The 18,202-nt window shown below is 49.8% G+C and carries 5 protein-coding genes; 3 read left to right on the forward strand and 2 right to left on the reverse strand.

Annotated elements, in window-relative coordinates; translation table 11 throughout:
* Positions 1-2: 2 nt before the first annotated feature.
* The 3 genes from ACLUXO_RS04565 to ACLUXO_RS04575 all read left to right on the forward strand — a co-directional run bounded on the left by ACLUXO_RS04565 (position 3) and on the right by ACLUXO_RS04575 (position 15,318).
* Entirely contained in the window at positions 3-800 is a 798-nt protein-coding gene (locus ACLUXO_RS04565) for a hypothetical protein (protein WP_412136503.1), read from the forward strand.
* Positions 801-1,238: 438 nt separating this feature from the next.
* Positions 1,239-14,240 (forward strand): SpaA isopeptide-forming pilin-related protein, encoded by a 13,002-nt coding sequence (locus ACLUXO_RS04570; RefSeq protein WP_412136504.1) that lies wholly within the window; start codon positions 1,239-1,241, stop codon positions 14,238-14,240.
* A 313-nt stretch (positions 14,241-14,553) separates the two neighbouring features.
* Positions 14,554-15,318, forward strand: coding sequence for a hypothetical protein (locus ACLUXO_RS04575; protein ID WP_412136505.1), 765 nt, complete (start codon positions 14,554-14,556; stop codon positions 15,316-15,318).
* Positions 15,319-15,372: 54 nt separating this feature from the next.
* Here ACLUXO_RS04575 and ACLUXO_RS04580 read toward each other — a convergent pair whose 3' ends face one another.
* The gene (locus tag ACLUXO_RS04580; protein WP_412136506.1) at positions 15,373-16,440 is read right to left on the reverse strand and encodes an LLM class flavin-dependent oxidoreductase; all 1,068 of its coding nucleotides are present in this window, start codon (positions 16,438-16,440) and stop codon (positions 15,373-15,375) included.
* Positions 16,441-16,453: 13 nt separating this feature from the next.
* Positions 16,454-18,187: a sensor domain-containing diguanylate cyclase gene (locus ACLUXO_RS04585; RefSeq protein WP_412136507.1), complete on the reverse strand. Its 1,734-nt coding sequence runs from the start codon at positions 18,185-18,187 to the stop codon at positions 16,454-16,456.
* Positions 18,188-18,202 lie beyond the last annotated feature (15 nt).

Below are 18,202 nucleotides of genomic sequence, written 5' to 3' on the forward strand. Positions count from 1 at the left end.
ACATGAGACATTTACACCTGGCAAAAATTTTCAGCCTCATCGTCAGCCTGCTGGGCCTGCTTTCCTTTGCTATCAGCCCGGTCCAGGCAGCCGGCCAGGCTTCGATCACTGTCCAGATGAAGGATACGAGCGGAAACGCGGTTGCCGGCGGCCAGCTGTCGGTCTACAAGGTGGCTGAAGTTAAAGCTGGAAAGTACCAGTACACGGCGGCTTTTGCCAAAATGGACGAGGATATCTCGGCAAAGACGCAAAGCAGTGTCATGACTGAGTCCTTTGCCCAGAGCCTGGCATCTTACGCGGCCGCTAATGAAGTTAGCGGGCAGACCAGCCAGATTTCAAGCAGCGGGGAGGCTACGCTTGCTGCTGACGAACAGGCGGTTTACCTGGTAACGCAGACGACTGCGGCTAACGGCTATGAAAAGATCAAGCCTTTTACTCTGGTCTTGCCGTATGTGCAGGACGGGCAGAGCATGAGTCAGATCATTGCCAAGCCGAAGCTGGAGAAGACGACACCGTCTAAGCCAGAAACGCCGTCGACTCCGTCCGTGCCAAATTCATCATCTTCCTCATCTGTCAGCTCGGGGAAGAAGGTGGGCACCAAGCCGCAGACACCTAATACGCCGACTGTGACGGCATCAACGTCATCTAGTTCTACTAGCAGCCGGCAAAACGTGCCGACCCTGCCGCAATCGCCAAGATTGCCGCAGACGGGGCAGTTGAACTGGCCGATCCCGCTTCTGGCCCTCTTAGGCATGACCCTTTTTATGTGGGGCTGGGCCCAGGAGAGAAAGTGGCAGTAGAATTGCAAGAATATGACATGTGGAAAAGCGATCCTTCGGGATTGTTTTTTTAATTCTTGCATATTTTTTACGATACAAAAGTAAGTGTTATTTTATTTGCAAACTACTTTTTATTATCAAGTGCTTAATTAAGCATTGATATATTACCATTAGAAAAATAGAACAAAAATAAACAAGGACCTGCTATTGCGATAGGAATGGATTTATAATTAAAGAGGTCAATAGCAGCGGGGAGAATGGCGGTTTTTAACGAAAAAACAAAAGCGCTTTCTTGGAAAGAACCGGTAGCTGTTGATAAAATATAAGTATCGGGTTGATTTGAATTTACTTATACAAAGTGGATTAAAAATCAAGTTAATTATTTAACATGTGTTATAGAAAGAAAAGGGGGGAATACTTATTGTTGTGATGTTGTAGTCAATAGAAATGAGGAAAGGTATGCATAATATCAAATTGAAAGGTAAGATGAAGAAATTCGTCCACCAAGCCGTCACTCTTCTCACTGTAGTGATGACGCTCTTTCCAACTTCATTGGCTTTGCTGCTGAGTGAAGGGGCGACGGCGAAAGCGGCTGACGATGATCCTTTTTACATTAACTTGGACAAGGGATCTGGCAGTTATTATGTGGGCACCGATGATGATCCGTTCTATGTTTACTGTATGAACAATAAGCTGAAGTGGCCTGACTATGACGGCGGCGTGAAATACACCAAAAGTGATGAGTCGGTTACTCCCGCGGACTTTAAGAGTCAAGCGGATTATGATGCCTTCCAGAAGAACAAGGATACCTTCTGGAAGCAGCTCAAAGCTATCTTGATTTTGGGTTATCCAAACAATGCTTTGGACATGTACACCTTGGGCTCAGATGACGGTGAAGTGTCAGAAGCTGAGCTGAATGCTAAATTGGTTCCGCCGGACTTCATCAGAACGGACTTTCCAGATAGCATTGGGTCGAAGACTTTCACCTATACTAAGGGAAGTGGCGTAAGTAACTACGATTCTTTGCAAGAATTTCAAGCGGAATTGTTTAATCTTTACTTTACTGGTGGAAAGACTGCATCTGGGCATACACTCAGTCAAATTTATGCCACAGCGTTTTATAAAGCTGCTTTACTGGTCATGAACAATAAGAATCCTTTGGCTATCTCTGAATACCAGAGTTCTTTCCCAATTGGGACAGTGATGAGCGCGCAGGCAGCAGCTGAGCAAACGCAGGCAGCGGTTTGGACCTTGATGAACCAGTATGGTTTCAAGCAGAATGACGGCAATGTCGGCTTGAATTCTTTTGGCCAGCAGATTCTTGATGAAGCGGCTAAACTGAGTGTCTTAGAGTCAAAGCCGAGTTCGGCAGATATTAAGATCACCGGGGATAAGACTTTTACTTACCAAGATGGCAAGTGGGTCAGCGGCAAGCTCAAGATTGAAGAACCAGCTGGCTACAATGGGGTCTACAACTTAAACCTCATGCAACTGGGGATGGAGCTGAAGGATGGTGGTACGACGGTAAAAGGCGGACAGGAATTTCAGCTGGTCGCAGATTATGAACCAGCTACTTCCTTAAACCTGTCTGCTTCTGCTAACATCATCTATCTGACGGAAACGAATATCTATCACCCTGAGGCAACGGATACGAAGCACCAGTCAATGATTGGGGCAAGGTTTGCTACAGCTAGCGTGTCCACAAGTACTGACTACAGTGTCAAGTACGAAGGTGCTTTGAAGATCCACAAGTATGCTAAGGGATCTGACAGTAAGGCAGATACTTCCAAGCCAATCAGAGGCGTGAAGTTCAGCGTGGCCAGCAAGGATGACCCGACCAAGACTCAAACCGTCACCACCGATGAAAACGGGACGGCGACGATTACAGGCTTGAAGCCGGGCGACTACACGGTCACTGAAATTGACGTCACTGATTCCAGTCCAAAGGTCGAACTCAACAAAACGACGCAAACGGCAACTGTTACTGCTGACAAAAACAGTCCAGCTGAAGTCACCTTTACTGATGATCTGACCGAAGGCAACCTTGACATTTACAAATATGCCAAAAAGACCAATGATGCCAGTGACCCAGACAAGTCCAAGCCAATTGCCAACGTGGGCTTTACCATTGCTGATGCAAATGGCGACTTGATCAAGGACAGCAAGGGAGAGACTACTTTTTACACTGATAAGAACGGTAAAATCAGTCTCGACAGCTTGAAACCTGGCAAGTACAAGGTCACTGAAACTGACGTCTCCAAGGCTGACCCAAAGGTTGATGAGCCAAGCGATACTGAAAAAACGCAGGAAGTTACTATTACCAATTCAACTGAACCGGTCGTGGTAACTTTCAGCGACAGCTTGGCAACAGGGAGCCTGCAGGTCGCCAAGTACCTCAAGGATGCCGCTGGCTCAGCGGATAAGTCAAAGCCAGTCTCTGGCGTAAAATTCAAGGTTACCAGCACGGCGCTGGGCTTTGAAGAAACCATTACGACCGGAACTGACGGGACAGCCACGCTGAAGAATCTTTTGCCGGGCGAATACACGGTTACTGAAACTGATGTGACTGCTTCAAATCCGGTGGTTAAATTGCCGGCCGGGGATGATGCTGCTAAGAAAGTCACCGTCACTGCCCACAAAAAATCAGAAGCAGCTGACCCGGACAAAGTCCAGTTTAGCGACGAAGCGGTTAAAGGCAGCTTGGAGATATCCAAGTATGGCGAGAGTGCTGACGGCAAAGTTGATATGGATAAGCCAATTTCCGGCGTAGAATTCATGGTTACTGGCCCAGATGGCTACTCCCAAAAGGCCACGACCAATTCCGAAGGCAAGATCCTGCTGAGCGATTTGACGCCTGGTGAATACCAAGTCAGTGAAACTTCAGCAATCCTGTCCAGTCCCTTGGTAGCTCTGCCGACGGTTGACGGTCAGGTTGACACCACCAAGACGGTCCAAAAGATCCAAGTCAAGGCGGATGAAACCGGCAAGGCCCCAGCCAAGGCTCAGTTCAGCGACGAACTGGTCAAGGGGAACCTGGAAATCGGTAAGTACGCGAAGAATTACAAGAATGAGGCCGATACTTCACAGCCAATCAAAGGCGTGAAGTTCACGATCACTGGTCCTGACAACTACTCGAGCGTGCAAACGACTGATGAAAAGGGGAAGATCAACCTGTCCGGCCTGACTCCAGGTGAATACACGATCACGGAAAGTGACGTATCCGGGGCAGATCCAAAGGTTGAAGAGCCTGGAGCATCAGAAAAGACCAAGACGGTCACCGTTTCAGCCGACAAGACCGCGACAGCGTCTGTCACTTTTAGCGACAAGCTGACGACGGGCAACCTTGAAATCGTCAAGTATGTCAAGGGCGAAGATGGCAAGGCCGACACGAGCAAGCCGGTTTCCGGGGTTGAATTTAAGATCACCAACACGGAAACGGGGACGAGTACGACCGCAACCACTGATAAAGACGGCAAGATCGAGTTGACCGGCTTGAAATTAGGCGCTAAGTACAAGGTTGAAGAAAGCAGCGTAGATAGCGCTAGCCCGGTAGTATCGCTGCCTGCAGCTGAAAGCGACCGGGTCCAAACCTTTACTTTGAACTCCAGCGCAACGAAGCAATTGACCTTCAGCGATGACCAGGTCAAGGGCAGCTTGGACATTGCCAAGTACGCCAAGAAAGACGACGGCTCAGCTGATACGAGTAAGCCAATTTCCGGCGTTGAATTTACGATTACCGGCCCAGATGGCTACTCAGTTAAGAAAGAGACTGGGGCCGATGGCAAGATCAGCTTAACTGACTTGCTTCCTGGTGAATACCAAGTCAAGGAAAGCTCAACGATCAAGTCCAGTCCGGTAGTTGAAGTACCAACCCTTGCTGAATCCAGCCAGAACGTAACGGTTAAGGCTAAGGAAACGGCAACGGCACAATTTAGCGACAAGCTGATGAAGGGGAACCTTGAAATCAGTAAGTACGCGAAGAATTACAAGAACGAGGCTGATGAAAGTACGCCAATCAAAGGCGTGAAATTCACGATCACCGGCCCTGAGAATTACGAGACGACGGCAACGACTGATGAAAAGGGGAAGATCAACCTGTCTGACCTGACGCCAGGTGAATACACGATCACGGAAAGTGATGTGTCTGGAGCAGATCCAAAGGTTGAAGAGCCTGAAGCATCAGAAAAGACCAAGACGGTCACCGTTTCAGCCGACAAGACCGCGACAGCGTCTGTCACTTTTAGCGACAAGCTGACGACGGGCAATCTTGAAATCGTTAAGTATGTCAAGGGCGAAGATGGCAAGGCCGACACGAGCAAGCCAGTTTCCGGGGTTGAATTTAAGATCACCAACACGGAAACGGGGACGAGCACGACCGCAACCACTGATAAAGACGGCAAGATCGAATTGACCGGCCTCAAGCTGGGAGCCAAGTACAAGGTTGAAGAGACCAGCGTTGCTGGCGCTAGCCCGGTAGTATCGCTGCCTGCAGCTGAAAGCGACCGGGTTCAAACCTTCACTTTGGATTCCAAGGACAAGAAGCAGCTGACCTTTAGCGATGAGCAAGTCACTGGCAACTTGGAAGTCTCCAAGTACGCCAAGAAAGACGATGGCTCAGCTGACACGTCGAAGCCAATCAGGGGCGTTGAGTTCTTGATCACTGGCCCAGACAATTACTCCAAGACCTTCACGACTGGTGCCAACGGCAAGATCAGCTTGAACGATCTGACGCCAGGAGAATACACCGTTACTGAAACGGATGTGAGTCAAGCTGATCCAGTTGTTGAAGAACCGGTAGCCAGCGAGCGGACCCAGAAGATCACCGTTGAAGCTGACCAGACCAAGACGGCCTCTCTAGTCTTCAGTGACCTGGCTACTAAGGGCAGCTTGATTGTTCACAAGTATGCCAAGGACGAAGCTGGCAAGACAGATAAGTCTCAGCCAATTGCTGGCGTTGAATTTACGGTTACTGGTCCAGATGGTTATTCCAAGACTGTTACGACCGATTCAAGCGGCCAGGCAGCTTTGACGAACCTGGCTCCAGGTGAATACACGGTCACTGAAACTGATGTATCTAAATCAGTTCCAAAGGTTGAAGAAGCAGCGGAAGCTGACAAGTCGCAGAAGGTAACGATCAAGGCTGATAAGACCACGGCTGCAACCGTCACCTTCAGCGATGAACTGACCAAGGGCAACCTGGAAATCTCCAAGTATGTCAGAGGCGCAGATGGCAAGGCGGACACGGCCCAACCAGTTTCTGGCGTTGAATTTACAGTAACGGGGGATAATTACTCCAAGACTGTAACGACGGACGAAAACGGTATGGCCAGCTTATCTGGGCTTGCCCCAGGCGAGTACACGGTGACTGAGACTGATGTGAAGAACGCCAATCCATCAGTTGAAGAACCGGCAGCTGCTGACAAGAGCCAAAAAGTTACTGTTACTGCGGATAAAACAGCAGTAGCCAAGGTCGAATTCAGTGATGAATTGACCAAGGGCAATTTGGAAATCTCTAAGTACGCCAAGAAAGATGACGGATCCGCTGATTCGTCTCAGCCAATTGCCGGCGTTGAATTTACGATTACTGGTCCAAACGGCTACCAAAAGACGGTACCGACCAACGATGACGGCAAGATCAGTCTGACTGACCTAACGCCAGGTGAATACCAAGTCGTTGAAACGTCAACGGTTATGTCCAGTCCGGTAGTTGAAGTTCCAACCGCTGCTGAATCCAGCCAAAACGTAACGGTTAAATCTAAGGAAACAGCAACGGCCCAATTTAGCGACAAGCTGATGAAGGGGAACCTGGAAATCAGCAAGTACGCTAAGAACTACAATGGCGAAGCCGATGAAAGCACGCCAATCAAGGGCGTCGAGTACACGATCACTGGTCCAGACGGCTACTCCGTGACGAAAGAAACGAATGAGAACGGGAAGATCAGCCTGAGCGGCTTGACCCCAGGCGAGTACACGATCACTGAAACGAGCGTGGCCAACGCCAGTCCAAAGGCTAAGCTGCCGACTGCTGAATCTGAAAAGACGAAGACGGTAACAGTTTCCGCGGACAAGACGGCAACGACCAAGGTTAAGTTCAGTGATGTATTGACCCATGGCAACTTGGAAATCTCCAAGTACGTCAAGGGTGCCGACGGCAAACCAGATACTTCAAAGCCGGTCAAGGGCGTTGAATTCAAGATTACGAACGAGTCTACGGGCAAGTACGTAACGAGAACGACTGACGAGACTGGCAAGATCCTGCTTACTGACCTCAAGGCCGGCAAGTACAAGATCGAAGAAATCAGCGTAGCTGGAGCTGACCCAGTAGTTGAAGAACCATCCGAATCAGAGAAGACTCAAGAAGTCACGATCGAGGAAGATGAGACGACAACTGCCAAGGCCGTCTTCAGTGACACGCAAAGTAAGGGCGGCTTGGAAATTACCAAGTACGCCAAGAAAGACGATGGCACTGCCGATACGTCCAACTCAATCAAGGGCGTTGAATTTACGATTACTGGCCCAGATGGCTACCAAAAGACGGCAACGACCAACGCTGACGGCAAGATCAGTCTGACTGGCCTGACGCCAGGTGAATATCAAGTTGTTGAAACGTCAACGGTTATGTCCAGTCCAGTAGTTGAAGTTCCAACTGCAGCTGAATCCAGCCAGAACGTAACGGTTAAGGCTAAGGAGACGGCAACGGCCCAATTTAGCGACAAGCTGATGAAGGGGAACCTGGAAATCAGCAAGTATGCTAAGAATTATGATGGGGATGCTGATGAAGCAACTCCAATCAAGGGCGTTGAGTTCACAATTACTGGTCCTAACAAGTACTCCGTAACGAAAGAAACGGATGAGAACGGCAAGATCAGTTTGACTGACTTGACTCCAGGTGAATACACGATCACCGAAACGAGCGTGGCTAATGCCAGTCCAAAGGCTAAGCTGCCAACCGCCGAGTCTGAAAAGATGAAGACGGTGACAGTTTCCGCGGACAAGACGGCAACGACCAAGGTTCAGTTCAGTGATGTATTGACCCATGGCAACTTAGAAATCTCCAAGTACGTCAAGGGAGCAGACGGCAAGGCAGATACTACCAAGCCGGTTTCTGGAGTTGAATTCAAGATTACGAACGAGTCTACGGGCAAGTACGTAACGAGAACGACTGACGAGACTGGCAAGATCCTGCTTACAGACCTCAAGGCTGGCAAGTACAAGATTGAAGAAATCAGCGTAGCTGAAGCAAATCCAGTGGTTGAAGAACCGGCAGATTCAGAGAAGGCCCAAGAGGTTACGATTGAAGAAGACGAGACGACAACCGCCAAGGCAGTCTTCAGTGATACGCAAAGCACAGGCAGTCTGGAAATCAGCAAGTACGCCAAGAAGGCGGATGGATCTGCGGATACTTCTAATCCAATTGCCGGTGTTGAATTTACGATTACCGGACCAGCTGGTTACTCTGTGACGAAAGAAACGGATGCAAACGGTAAGATTAGCTTGACTGGCTTGCTTCCTGGTGAATACCAGGTCAAGGAAAGCTCAACGGTCAAGTCTAGTCCGGTAGTCGAAGTACCAAGTCTTGCTGAATCCAGTCAGAACGTAACAGTGAAGGCTAAGGAAACAGCAACGGCTCAGTTTAGCGACAAGCTGATGAAGGGGAACCTGGAAATCAGCAAGTACGCGGAAACTGAGGAAGGCAAGGCCGATACTTCCAAGCCAATCAAGGGCGTTGAATTTACGATTACTGGTCCTAACAAGTACTCCGTAACGAAAGAAACGGATGAGAATGGGAAGATCAGCTTGACCGACTTAACGCCAGGCGATTACACGATTACTGAAACGAGCGTGGCTAATGCCAGTCCAAAGGTTAAACTGCCAACCGCCGAGTCTGAGAAGACGAAGAAGGTGACAGTTTCCGCGGACAAGACGGCGACAACCAAGGTTCAGTTCAGTGACGTATTAACTCACGGCGATCTGGAAATTTCCAAGTACGTTAAGGAGGAAGATGGCGAAGCCGATACCTCAAAGCCGGTCAAGGGCGTTGAGTTCAAGATTACGAACGAGTCTACGGGCAAGTCCGTAACCAGAACGACTAATGCGACTGGCAAGATCGTACTGACTGACCTCAAGGCCGGTAAGTACAAGATTGAAGAAATCAACGTGGCTGGGGCCGACCCAGTAGTTGCGGAACCATCTGAATCAGAAAAGACTCAAGAAGTCACGGTTGAGGAAGATGAAACGGCAACTGCCAAGGCAGTCTTTAGCGACACGCAAGTCACTGGCAACCTGGAAGTTTCCAAGTACGCCAAGAAGGACGATGGCACGGCGGACACGTCGAAGCCAATCAAGGGTGTTGAGTTCTTGATCACTGGCCCAGACAACTACGCTAAGACCTTCACGACTGGTGCCAACGGCAAGATCAGCTTGAGCGATCTGACTCCAGGCGAATACACCGTAACTGAAATTGACGTAAGTCAGGCAGAGCCAGCCGTTGAAGAGCCAGCAGCCAGCGAGCGGACTCAGAAGATCACCGTTGAAGCCGACACGACTAAGACGGCCTCTCTGGTCTTCAGCGACCTGGCAACCAAGGGCAGCTTGCTTATCCACAAGTATGCCAAGGATAAGGACGGCGAGGTCGACACGACCAAGCCGATTTCCGGTGTCGAGTTTAAGGTAACCGGTCCAGATGACTACTCTAAGACGGTCACGACTGGCGAAGACGGGCAAGCGGCCCTGACCAACCTGACTCCGGGTGAATACACGGTCACTGAAACCGATGTATCCAAGTCAGCTCCAAAGGTTGAAGAACCAGCGGAAGCCGACAAGTCCCAGAAGGTAACGATCAAGGCCGACAAGACAACGGCCGCGAGCGTAACCTTCAGCGACGAACTGACCAAGGGCAACCTTGAAATCTCCAAGTACGTCAAAGGCGCAGACGGTAAGGCCGACACGAGCAAGCCAGTCTTAGGTGTTGAATTTACCGTAACTGGAGATAACTACTCTAAGACGGTGACGACGGATGAGAACGGTAAGGCCAACCTGTCCGGGCTTGCCCCAGGCAAGTACACGGTAACCGAAAGCAACGTAAAGGACTCAAGTCCAGCAGTTGAAGAACCATCAGCAGCTGAGAAGAGCCAGGAGGTAACGGTTACCGCGGACAAGACGGCAGTGGCGCAAGTCCAGTTCAGCGATGAGCAAGTCAAGGGCAGCTTGGAAATTACCAAGTACGCTAAGAAAGACGATGGCTCAGCTGACACGACCAAGCCAATTGCCGGAGTAGAATTTACGATTACTGGTCCAAACGGCTACTCAGTCAAGAAAGAGACTGATGCTGAAGGCAAGATCAGCTTGACTGGCCTGACTCCTGGTGAATACCAAGTCAAGGAAACGTCAACGCTCAAGTCTAGTCCGGTAGTTGAAGTTCCAACCGCTGCTGAATCCAGCCAAAACGTAACGGTTAAGGCTAAGGAAACGTCAACGGTGCAGTTTAGCGACAAGCTGATGAAGGGTAACCTGGAAATCAGCAAGTACGCTAAGGGCGAAGACAGCAAGGTCGATACTTCAAAGCCAGTCAAGGGCGTTGAGTTCACGATTACTGGTCCAGACGGCTACTCAGTCAAGAAAGAAACTGGTGCCGACGGTAAGATCAGCCTGAGTGACTTGACTCCAGGCGAGTACACGATCACGGAAACGAGCGTAGCTAAGGCTAGTCCAAAGGTTAAGCTGCCAGCCGCTGAGTCTGAAAAGAGTCAGCAGGTAACGGTGAATGCCGACAAGACGGCAACTGCTAAGGTTCAATTTAGTGATGTGCTGACCCATGGCAACCTGGAAATTTCCAAGTACGTCAAGGGTGCTGACGGCAAACCAGATACTTCAAAGCCAGTCAAAGGCGTTGAGTTCACGATTACGGATGAGTCTACGGGCAAGTACGTAACGAGAACGACTGACGAGACTGGCAAGATCCTGCTTACTGACCTCAAGGCCGGCAAGTACAAGATCGAAGAAATCAGCGTAGCTAGAGCTGACCCAGTAGTTGAAGAACCATCCGAATCAGAGAAGACTCAAGAAGTCACGATCGAGGAAGATGAGACGACAACTGCCAAGGCCGTCTTCAGCGATACGCAGGCTAAGGGCAACTTGGAAATTACCAAGTACGCCAAGAAGGCCGATGGCTCAGCCGACACGACTAAGCCAATTGCCGGAGTAGAATTTACGATTACTGGTCCAAACGGCTACTCAGTAACGAGAGAGACTGGTGCCAACGGCAAGATCAGCTTGACCGGCTTGACTCCTGGTGAATACCAAGTCAAGGAAACGTCAACGATCAAGTCTAGTCCAGTAGTTGAAATTCCAACTGCAGCTGAATCCAGCCAAAACGTAACGGTTAAGGCTAAGGAAACGGCAAATGCTCAATTTAGCGACACGCTGGCCAAGGGCAACTTGGAAATCACCAAGTACGCTAAGACCGATGGCAAGGTTGATACTTCAAAGCCAGTCAAGGGCGTCGAGTTCACGATCACTGGTCCTAACAAGTACTCTGTAACGAAAGGAACGGACGAAAATGGTAAGATCAGTTTGAGCGACTTGACTCCAGGTGAATACACCATTACCGAAACTAGCACAGCCAAGTCCAGCCCAGCCGTAGAACTGCCGACTGCAGATTCTGAAAAGACGCAGAAGGTAACGGTCAAGGCGGACAAGACAGCGGTAGCTAAGGTAGTCTTCAGTGACAAGCTGGTGAAGAAGGAAGAAGTCAAGGGCAACTTGGAAATCACCAAGTACGCTAAGGGCGAAGACAGCAAGGTCGATACTTCAAAGCCAGTCAAGGGCGTTGAGTTCACGATTACTGGTCCTAACAAGTACTCCGCAACGAAAGAAACGGACGAAAATGGTAAGATCAATTTGAGCGACTTGACTCCAGGTGAATACACGATTACCGAAACTAGCGCAGCCAAGTCCAGCCCAGCCGTAGAACTGCCGACTGCAGATTCTGAAAAGACGCAGAAGGTAACGGTCAAGGCGGATAAGACAGCGGTAGCTAAGGTTCAATTCAGCGATGAACTGAAGAAGCCAGAAGTGGTCAATGGCAAGCTTGAAATCAGCAAGTACGCTAAGGACGAAGACGACAAGACCGATACTTCTAAGCCAGTCAAGGGTGTTGAGTTCAAGATTACTGGTCCTAACAAGTACTCCGTAACGAAAGAAACGGACGAAAATGGTAAGATCAGTTTGACTGACTTGACTCCAGGTGAATACACCATTACCGAAACTAGCACAGCCAAGTCTGGTCCAGCCGTAGAACTGCCAACTGCAGACTCTGAAAAGACGCAGAAGGTAACGGTTAAGGCTAAGGAAACGGTAAATGCTCAATTTAGCGACAAGCTGGCCAAGGGCAACCTTGAAATCAGCAAGTACGCTAAGACCGATGGCAAGGCTGATACTTCTAAGCCAGTCAAGGGTGTTGAGTTCAAGATTACTGGTCCTAACAAGTACTCCGTAATGAAAGAAACGGATGAAAAGGGTAAGATCAGTTTGACTGACTTGACTCCAGGTGACTACACAATCACTGAAACGAGCGTAAAGAACTCTGATCCAGTTGTTGAAGAACCAACGGCTAAGGAAAAGAGCCAAACGGTCACGGTAGAAGCTGACAAGGCGGCAGTAGCCAAGGCAGTCTTCAGTGACAAGCTGAAGAAGGAAACACCGAAGTCAGAAGAAAAGACTGGTGCCTTCACGATTCAAAAGTACATTTCTGGTACTAAGACTGGGGTTGAAGGCGTTCGGTTCAAGATCACTGGCCCGGACAAGTACTCCGTGACGAAAGAAACGGATGCCAACGGACAGATCACTCTTCCGGAATTGACTCCAGGCGAGTACACCGTTGAAGAATTGACGGAAGCCGGCAACAACTTCAAGGGTGAGGTTGAATTGGAGAGCCAAAAACTTTCGATCACGATCGATTCTAATGGCAAGACGAACAAGACCGGTGATACTTTAGTCTTTGAAGATAAAAAGAAACCGGAAACTCCGCCGACTCCAGTTGAAAAAACCGGTACTTTTGCAATCCAGAAGTATATTACCGGTACGACCACGGCTGTTGCTGGTGTGCAGTTTAAGATCACTGGTCCGGATAGCCAGGTAAACGGCAAGACCTTTACCACAGGTTCAGATGGGAAGATCAAGATGCCAAGCTCTTTAAAGCAGGGGACCTACACGGTAACTGAACAAGTAGAAGCTGGTGCCGGATTCCTGTACAACGTTGATCTGACTAATGAATCCAAGACGATCACGATTGGTTCAGATGGCAAGACTAACCAAGCCAATGACACTTTGGTCTTCTACGACGCTAAGAAGGAAACTCCGAAGCCAGAAGCCAAGACTGGTACTTTTGCAATTCAGAAGTACATTACCGGCACGACTACGGCTGTTGCAGGCGTCCAATTCAAGATCATTGGCCCAGACGAGCAAGTGAATGGCAAGACTTACACCACTGACGCCAACGGCCAGATCAAACTGCCAGAAGCATTAAAGGCTGGCGAATACACGGTAACTGAACTTACCACACCAGGTTCTGGCTTCAAGGCTTCCGTCCAGCTGGTCAGTCAGACACAGAAGGTGACGATTGCTGACGACGGTACGACCAAGCTGCCAAGCAATGTCATGACCTTCTATGATGCGGCTAAGCCGGTTACTCCAGAGCAACCGGTTGACCAAAAGGGCAGCTTGACGATCCAGAAGTACATCTCTGGCACGACAACTCCGGTTGCAGGCGTTCAGTTCAAGATCACCGGCCCAGATGACTCAGTCAACGGCAAGGTCTACACGACCAATGCTAGTGGCCAGATCGTTCTGCCATCCCTGAAACTTGGCAAGTACACTGCAACTGAACAAACGACTGCTGGCAGCGGCTTTAAGGATGAAGTTGTCTTGACCAGCCAAAGCAAGTCGCTTGAATTGGCTACTGGCAAGCTATCAGGTACTTTGACCTTCGAAGACGCCAAGAAGACCGCGCCAAAGCCTGGCCAGCCAACTACGCCGTCAACTCCAACTACTCCAACGACTCCAGAGCAGCCGAAGGCTGACCAGCCAACGACTCCTCAGAAGTCTGAAAATGAAAAGCCAAAAACGACCAAAAAGACAAAGAAAACTAAGAAGACTAAGAAGACAAAGAAGAATAACAAGAGAAAGACAGCCAGTCTGCCAGGCTCTCCAGGTACTCCTGGTCTGCCGACCTCACCAAGCAAGGCAGGTACGCCAGGCACACCAAGTGCACCAAGCGCGCCGGGACAGCCGGGCAACCCATCCGCAGGATCGTCTGCAGAATCTAATGCCAAGAGCAGCAAGTCTGCTTCTGGCCTGCCGCAAACCGGTGAAGCTAACCAGCTGACTCTGATTATTCTAGGTTTGATTATTGCCTTCAGTGCGATTCTGATTTTCTGTTATGTTGAGAAAAAATCGAAATAAGGCTTTTAACAGTCCTGTTGCTGAGCAGCAGGGCTGTTTTTGTTTATACTTTTTATTAAAAATATAACTTTTGTTTTTGTGTAGACATATAGAAATCGATCATATAATGTTCATAGGTGGAAAAAAATCAGGCTAAAAGCTCTTTCAACTTGAAAATAAGCTGGATAATTTTATCTGCTTGCAGGATAAAAGTTTGATTCTAACTTTTTTCATTTTCTTCAATTTTTAGCTTAACATCCTTCAATAATTGAGTATAATTAAGGGCAAGTAATAAAAATTGTTTTGATACCGATATAGGGAAAGGAACCGTATTATGAAGAACAACCGTTTAATGAAGAACCTTGGTAAAGCTACTGTTGCTGCTGCATTGCTGGCTACTGGCGTAAGCCCAGTTCTGGCCGCAACTGAAAACAAGACTGAAGTTAAGAGCAACAAGACTGCTGCTGAATCTTCATCAAAGAAGACCAGCTCAGTAAGCTCAGCAACTTCATCAAAGAAGACCAGCTCAGTAAGCTCAGCAACTTCATCAAAGAAGACTAGCTCATCAGAATCATCAAAGGCTTCAAGCTCATCAGAAGCTTCAAAGAGCAGCTCATCAGAAGCTTTATCATCAAGCAAGAAGGCTGCTAAGAAGTCAACTAAGAAGAGCGCTAAGAAGGCTGCCAAGAAGAGCACTAAGAAGGCAGCTAAGAAGTCAACTAAGAAGAACACCAAGAAGGCTGCTAAGAAGTCAACTAAGAAGGCTGCCAAGAAGGTAGCTAAGAAGGCCGCAAAGAAGTCAACCAAGAAGACTACCAAGAAGGCTGCTAAGGACACTAAGAAGGCAGCTAAGACTACCAAGAAGTCAACTAAGAAGGCTGCTAAGGACACTAAGAAGGCAGCTAAGACTACCAAGAAGTCAACCAAGAAGGCTGCTAAGGACACCAAGAAGGCAGCTAAGACTGCTAAGAAGTCAACTAAGAAGGTTGCTAAGGACACCAAGAAGGCAGCTAAGACTGCTAAGAAGTCAACCAAGAAGGCTGCAAAGAAGACTAGCGCAAAGTCAACTTCAGCAAGCAAGACCAGCTCAGCTAAGTAATTAATTTGAGCAAAAATAAAGGCTCTGTCATCAAGCACGATGGCAGAGCCTTTTTTAGTCTTTATTTACTTCCGGGAAAACGTACTTTTCCATGTCAGCCAGGCAGTCAGCGATCGGCCGCTTGGTTGGCTTGAAGTTGATGATTACGTGGTTTAAGCCTTCCTCGCGCTGCTTGCGCCAGAACTGGGCCATGCTCTTGGCGCCCCCGCGCAGGTAGATCTTGTTGAAGAGCTCGCATGGGGCGTCCGGGTCATCCAACAGCTCAACGAAGTTTTGGTAGCCGAAGGGATGCCAGTTGCCGTCCTCATTCAAATCATTCAGCTTCTTAACCGCCGGCGCCGTCTCATCTTCGCCGATCCCATGCCAGATCCAGGCGTCCGGCTCGTTAGCCAGCCAGGAGAGCTCCTGCCGGCAGCGGCCGATCGCCATCAGCGGCATTGAGTAGCCCTCTTCAAGCTGAGGCACAACGCTCAAAGACCCGGTCAGCTTGCTGTAGTAGCTGCCGCTGAAGTGCAGGCGGTTGGGGTGTGTCAGAGACTTCTTGGTTAAGTCCCAGCCTTCTCTGAAGATCTCGCTGCGCTCATTCCAGTCCCGGCCAAAAGCCTTAAACTCATTCTTCCGGTCCCCGCTGACCAGGCCCAGCAGGAAGCGGTGCTTGCTGAGCCGGTCGATTGACACGGCGGCCTGGGCCACGTGGATCGGGTTCCGCTCAGGTAAAATGAAGCCGGCAGATCCCAAAACAATCTTGTCTGTGGTCATGGCCAAGGCACCCAGGGTCGCGATCGGGTCCAGGCCCTGGCCTACGTCCCCAAAGTATGGGTCATAAAAAGGCACATCTCTGATCCACAAGGCGTCAAAGCCGGCAGCTTCTGCTGCCTTGGCGCAGGCAAAAAGGTCACTGACATCCGGAATCTGGCTGTCTGGGTAGCCCTTAAAAGGGGCCATCAAGCCGAAAGTCAACTTGCCTGGCTGAAAGACCCGCTTAAAGCCCGGGTGGTTGGCAAACTTCTGGGGATAGGTCACGCTTTTGCCCTCGCTGCCTGCTCCTTGAAAAAGAGGGCTGTCGTCCTGGCCCAGAATCTGCAGGTTAGGGATGTTCAACTTCTTTTCTTCTTCAGCCATTTTTCTGCCTCCGTTAATTAAGGACAAAACTGATGTAAACCAAGGCGCCATAGCGCTGGTTGACAGAATACTTCATGTCGCAGAAGACGCGTAGGGTCCGGGCATCTGCCGTCAAAATCTGGCAGTCGCCCCTAAAGCGCTCTTCATCAACTGCTGACTCAACAAAATCCGTAAACTCCTCCTTGACCCTGGCCTGGTCGCCCGGGGAAATTAGGTTGAGCAGGGACTGGCCGTAATAGTCGTAGAATTCTGACGACAATTCGCAGCCAAACAGCTCCAGCAGGCTCTTGTTAACGTAGATGGCTTCTTTAGTATCCATCTGCATGACCAAAAGGGGAGTCGGGTCGCCCGCTGCCAGGGCTCTTAAACCCAGGCCCAGTTGGTTGTGGTGCTTCTTCTCCGACAAGCTGGACTTGTAGCTGGCAAAATTGTTCTTGCCGGCAATTTTCACCTCATACAAGGCCGCGTCGGCGAACTTCAAGGCCTCTTCATAGTCCTTGGCCTGGCCCGGGAACTCGCTGTAGCCGATGGAAACGGAGAAAGGAATTGCTTCTCCGTTGTTTTCTACTTCCTGCTTTAAAACAGACAGTCCCTTGATGGCTGGCCGGTTGTCGCTCATCTTGCCGGGAAGAGCCACGACGAATTCGTCCCCGCCGTTTCTGCCGATGATGGCCTTTGGCCCGAAGCACTTCTGCAAGTTCCTGGTCAGCTGGACTAAAACCGCGTCCCCGGTCTGGTGACCAAAGACGTCGTTGATCGACTTGAAGTCGTCAATGTCCAGCATGATCACCGTAGTCTCCTTTTCCCCCTGGCTCGCCAGCTTCCAGTCAAAGCCCTGCCGGTTGTAAGCCTGGGTCAAAGGATCTAGGGTAGCTTCTCTTTCCAGGATCCGCCCGCTGATCCGCCGGCTGATAACCCAGAGCATGAGACCAGCGATAGCGAAGTCGATGATCGCGATATAGCCCATGAACCAGTTCCACTTGTTGTAGCGCCAGCCCTTGGCCGGAGCCAGCTTCAAGAGCCATTTGCTGTTGTCAGCAGTCGTGAAGCTGTAGGTGATCGGCTCGTGGAGGCTGCCCTTTTGCATGACCTGCTTGTAGCTAGTATTTAAGGGAGAAACTTGCTTTTCTAATTCGTAGCTGTAGCCGGCTGATTTAAGGTTGGCCGCGGTGGAGGAGAAGGTTTGGGGGATCTTCATCACTACAACGCCGAAGCCCCAGAACTGCTTCTTGCCGTTTTTCTTGATAAAAATCGGCGTCCGCATGACCAGGCCTTTTCCGCCCTGCTTAAGAGCAATTGGCCCCTGGGTCACGGTGACCTGGTGGCTGATCCCGTAGCGGCATAAGGGACCGCGGACCGGGTCGGTCAAAAGGTTGATCTTGCCAGCTTCATTTCCTTTTAAAGGGTAGATTTCCGTGACTTTCCCTTTAGGCGCCAGCTGCAGGTTGCTGGCCGCTTCGTTTTCTTCTAAAAGGTCCCTGGCCACGGTGGAGAAATTGGCGACTTTGCCATTGCTGGCTAAAACTAGTTCCTTCAGAGTCGTCGACAGGGTCAGGGCGTTCTTGATCTCGCCCTTCAAGGTCCTGGAGAAGCCGGTTGCCAGGGCCTGGGCCTGGTCGCGCTCGGCTGCTTTCTGTTGTTCCTGGACGTAACTGAGCAAGCTGAGGTTGAAGACGACCAACAAAATCAAAGTAGCCGCGATAAGCAAGTGGTCGTTTCGGTTTGCTTTCCTAAGCTGTTTAAACATTGCTGAATTACACCT

The organism is Lactobacillus delbrueckii subsp. bulgaricus, from assembly GCF_046938665.1.
In the GTDB taxonomy this organism is placed as follows: Bacteria; Bacillota; Bacilli; order Lactobacillales; family Lactobacillaceae; genus Lactobacillus; species Lactobacillus delbrueckii_C.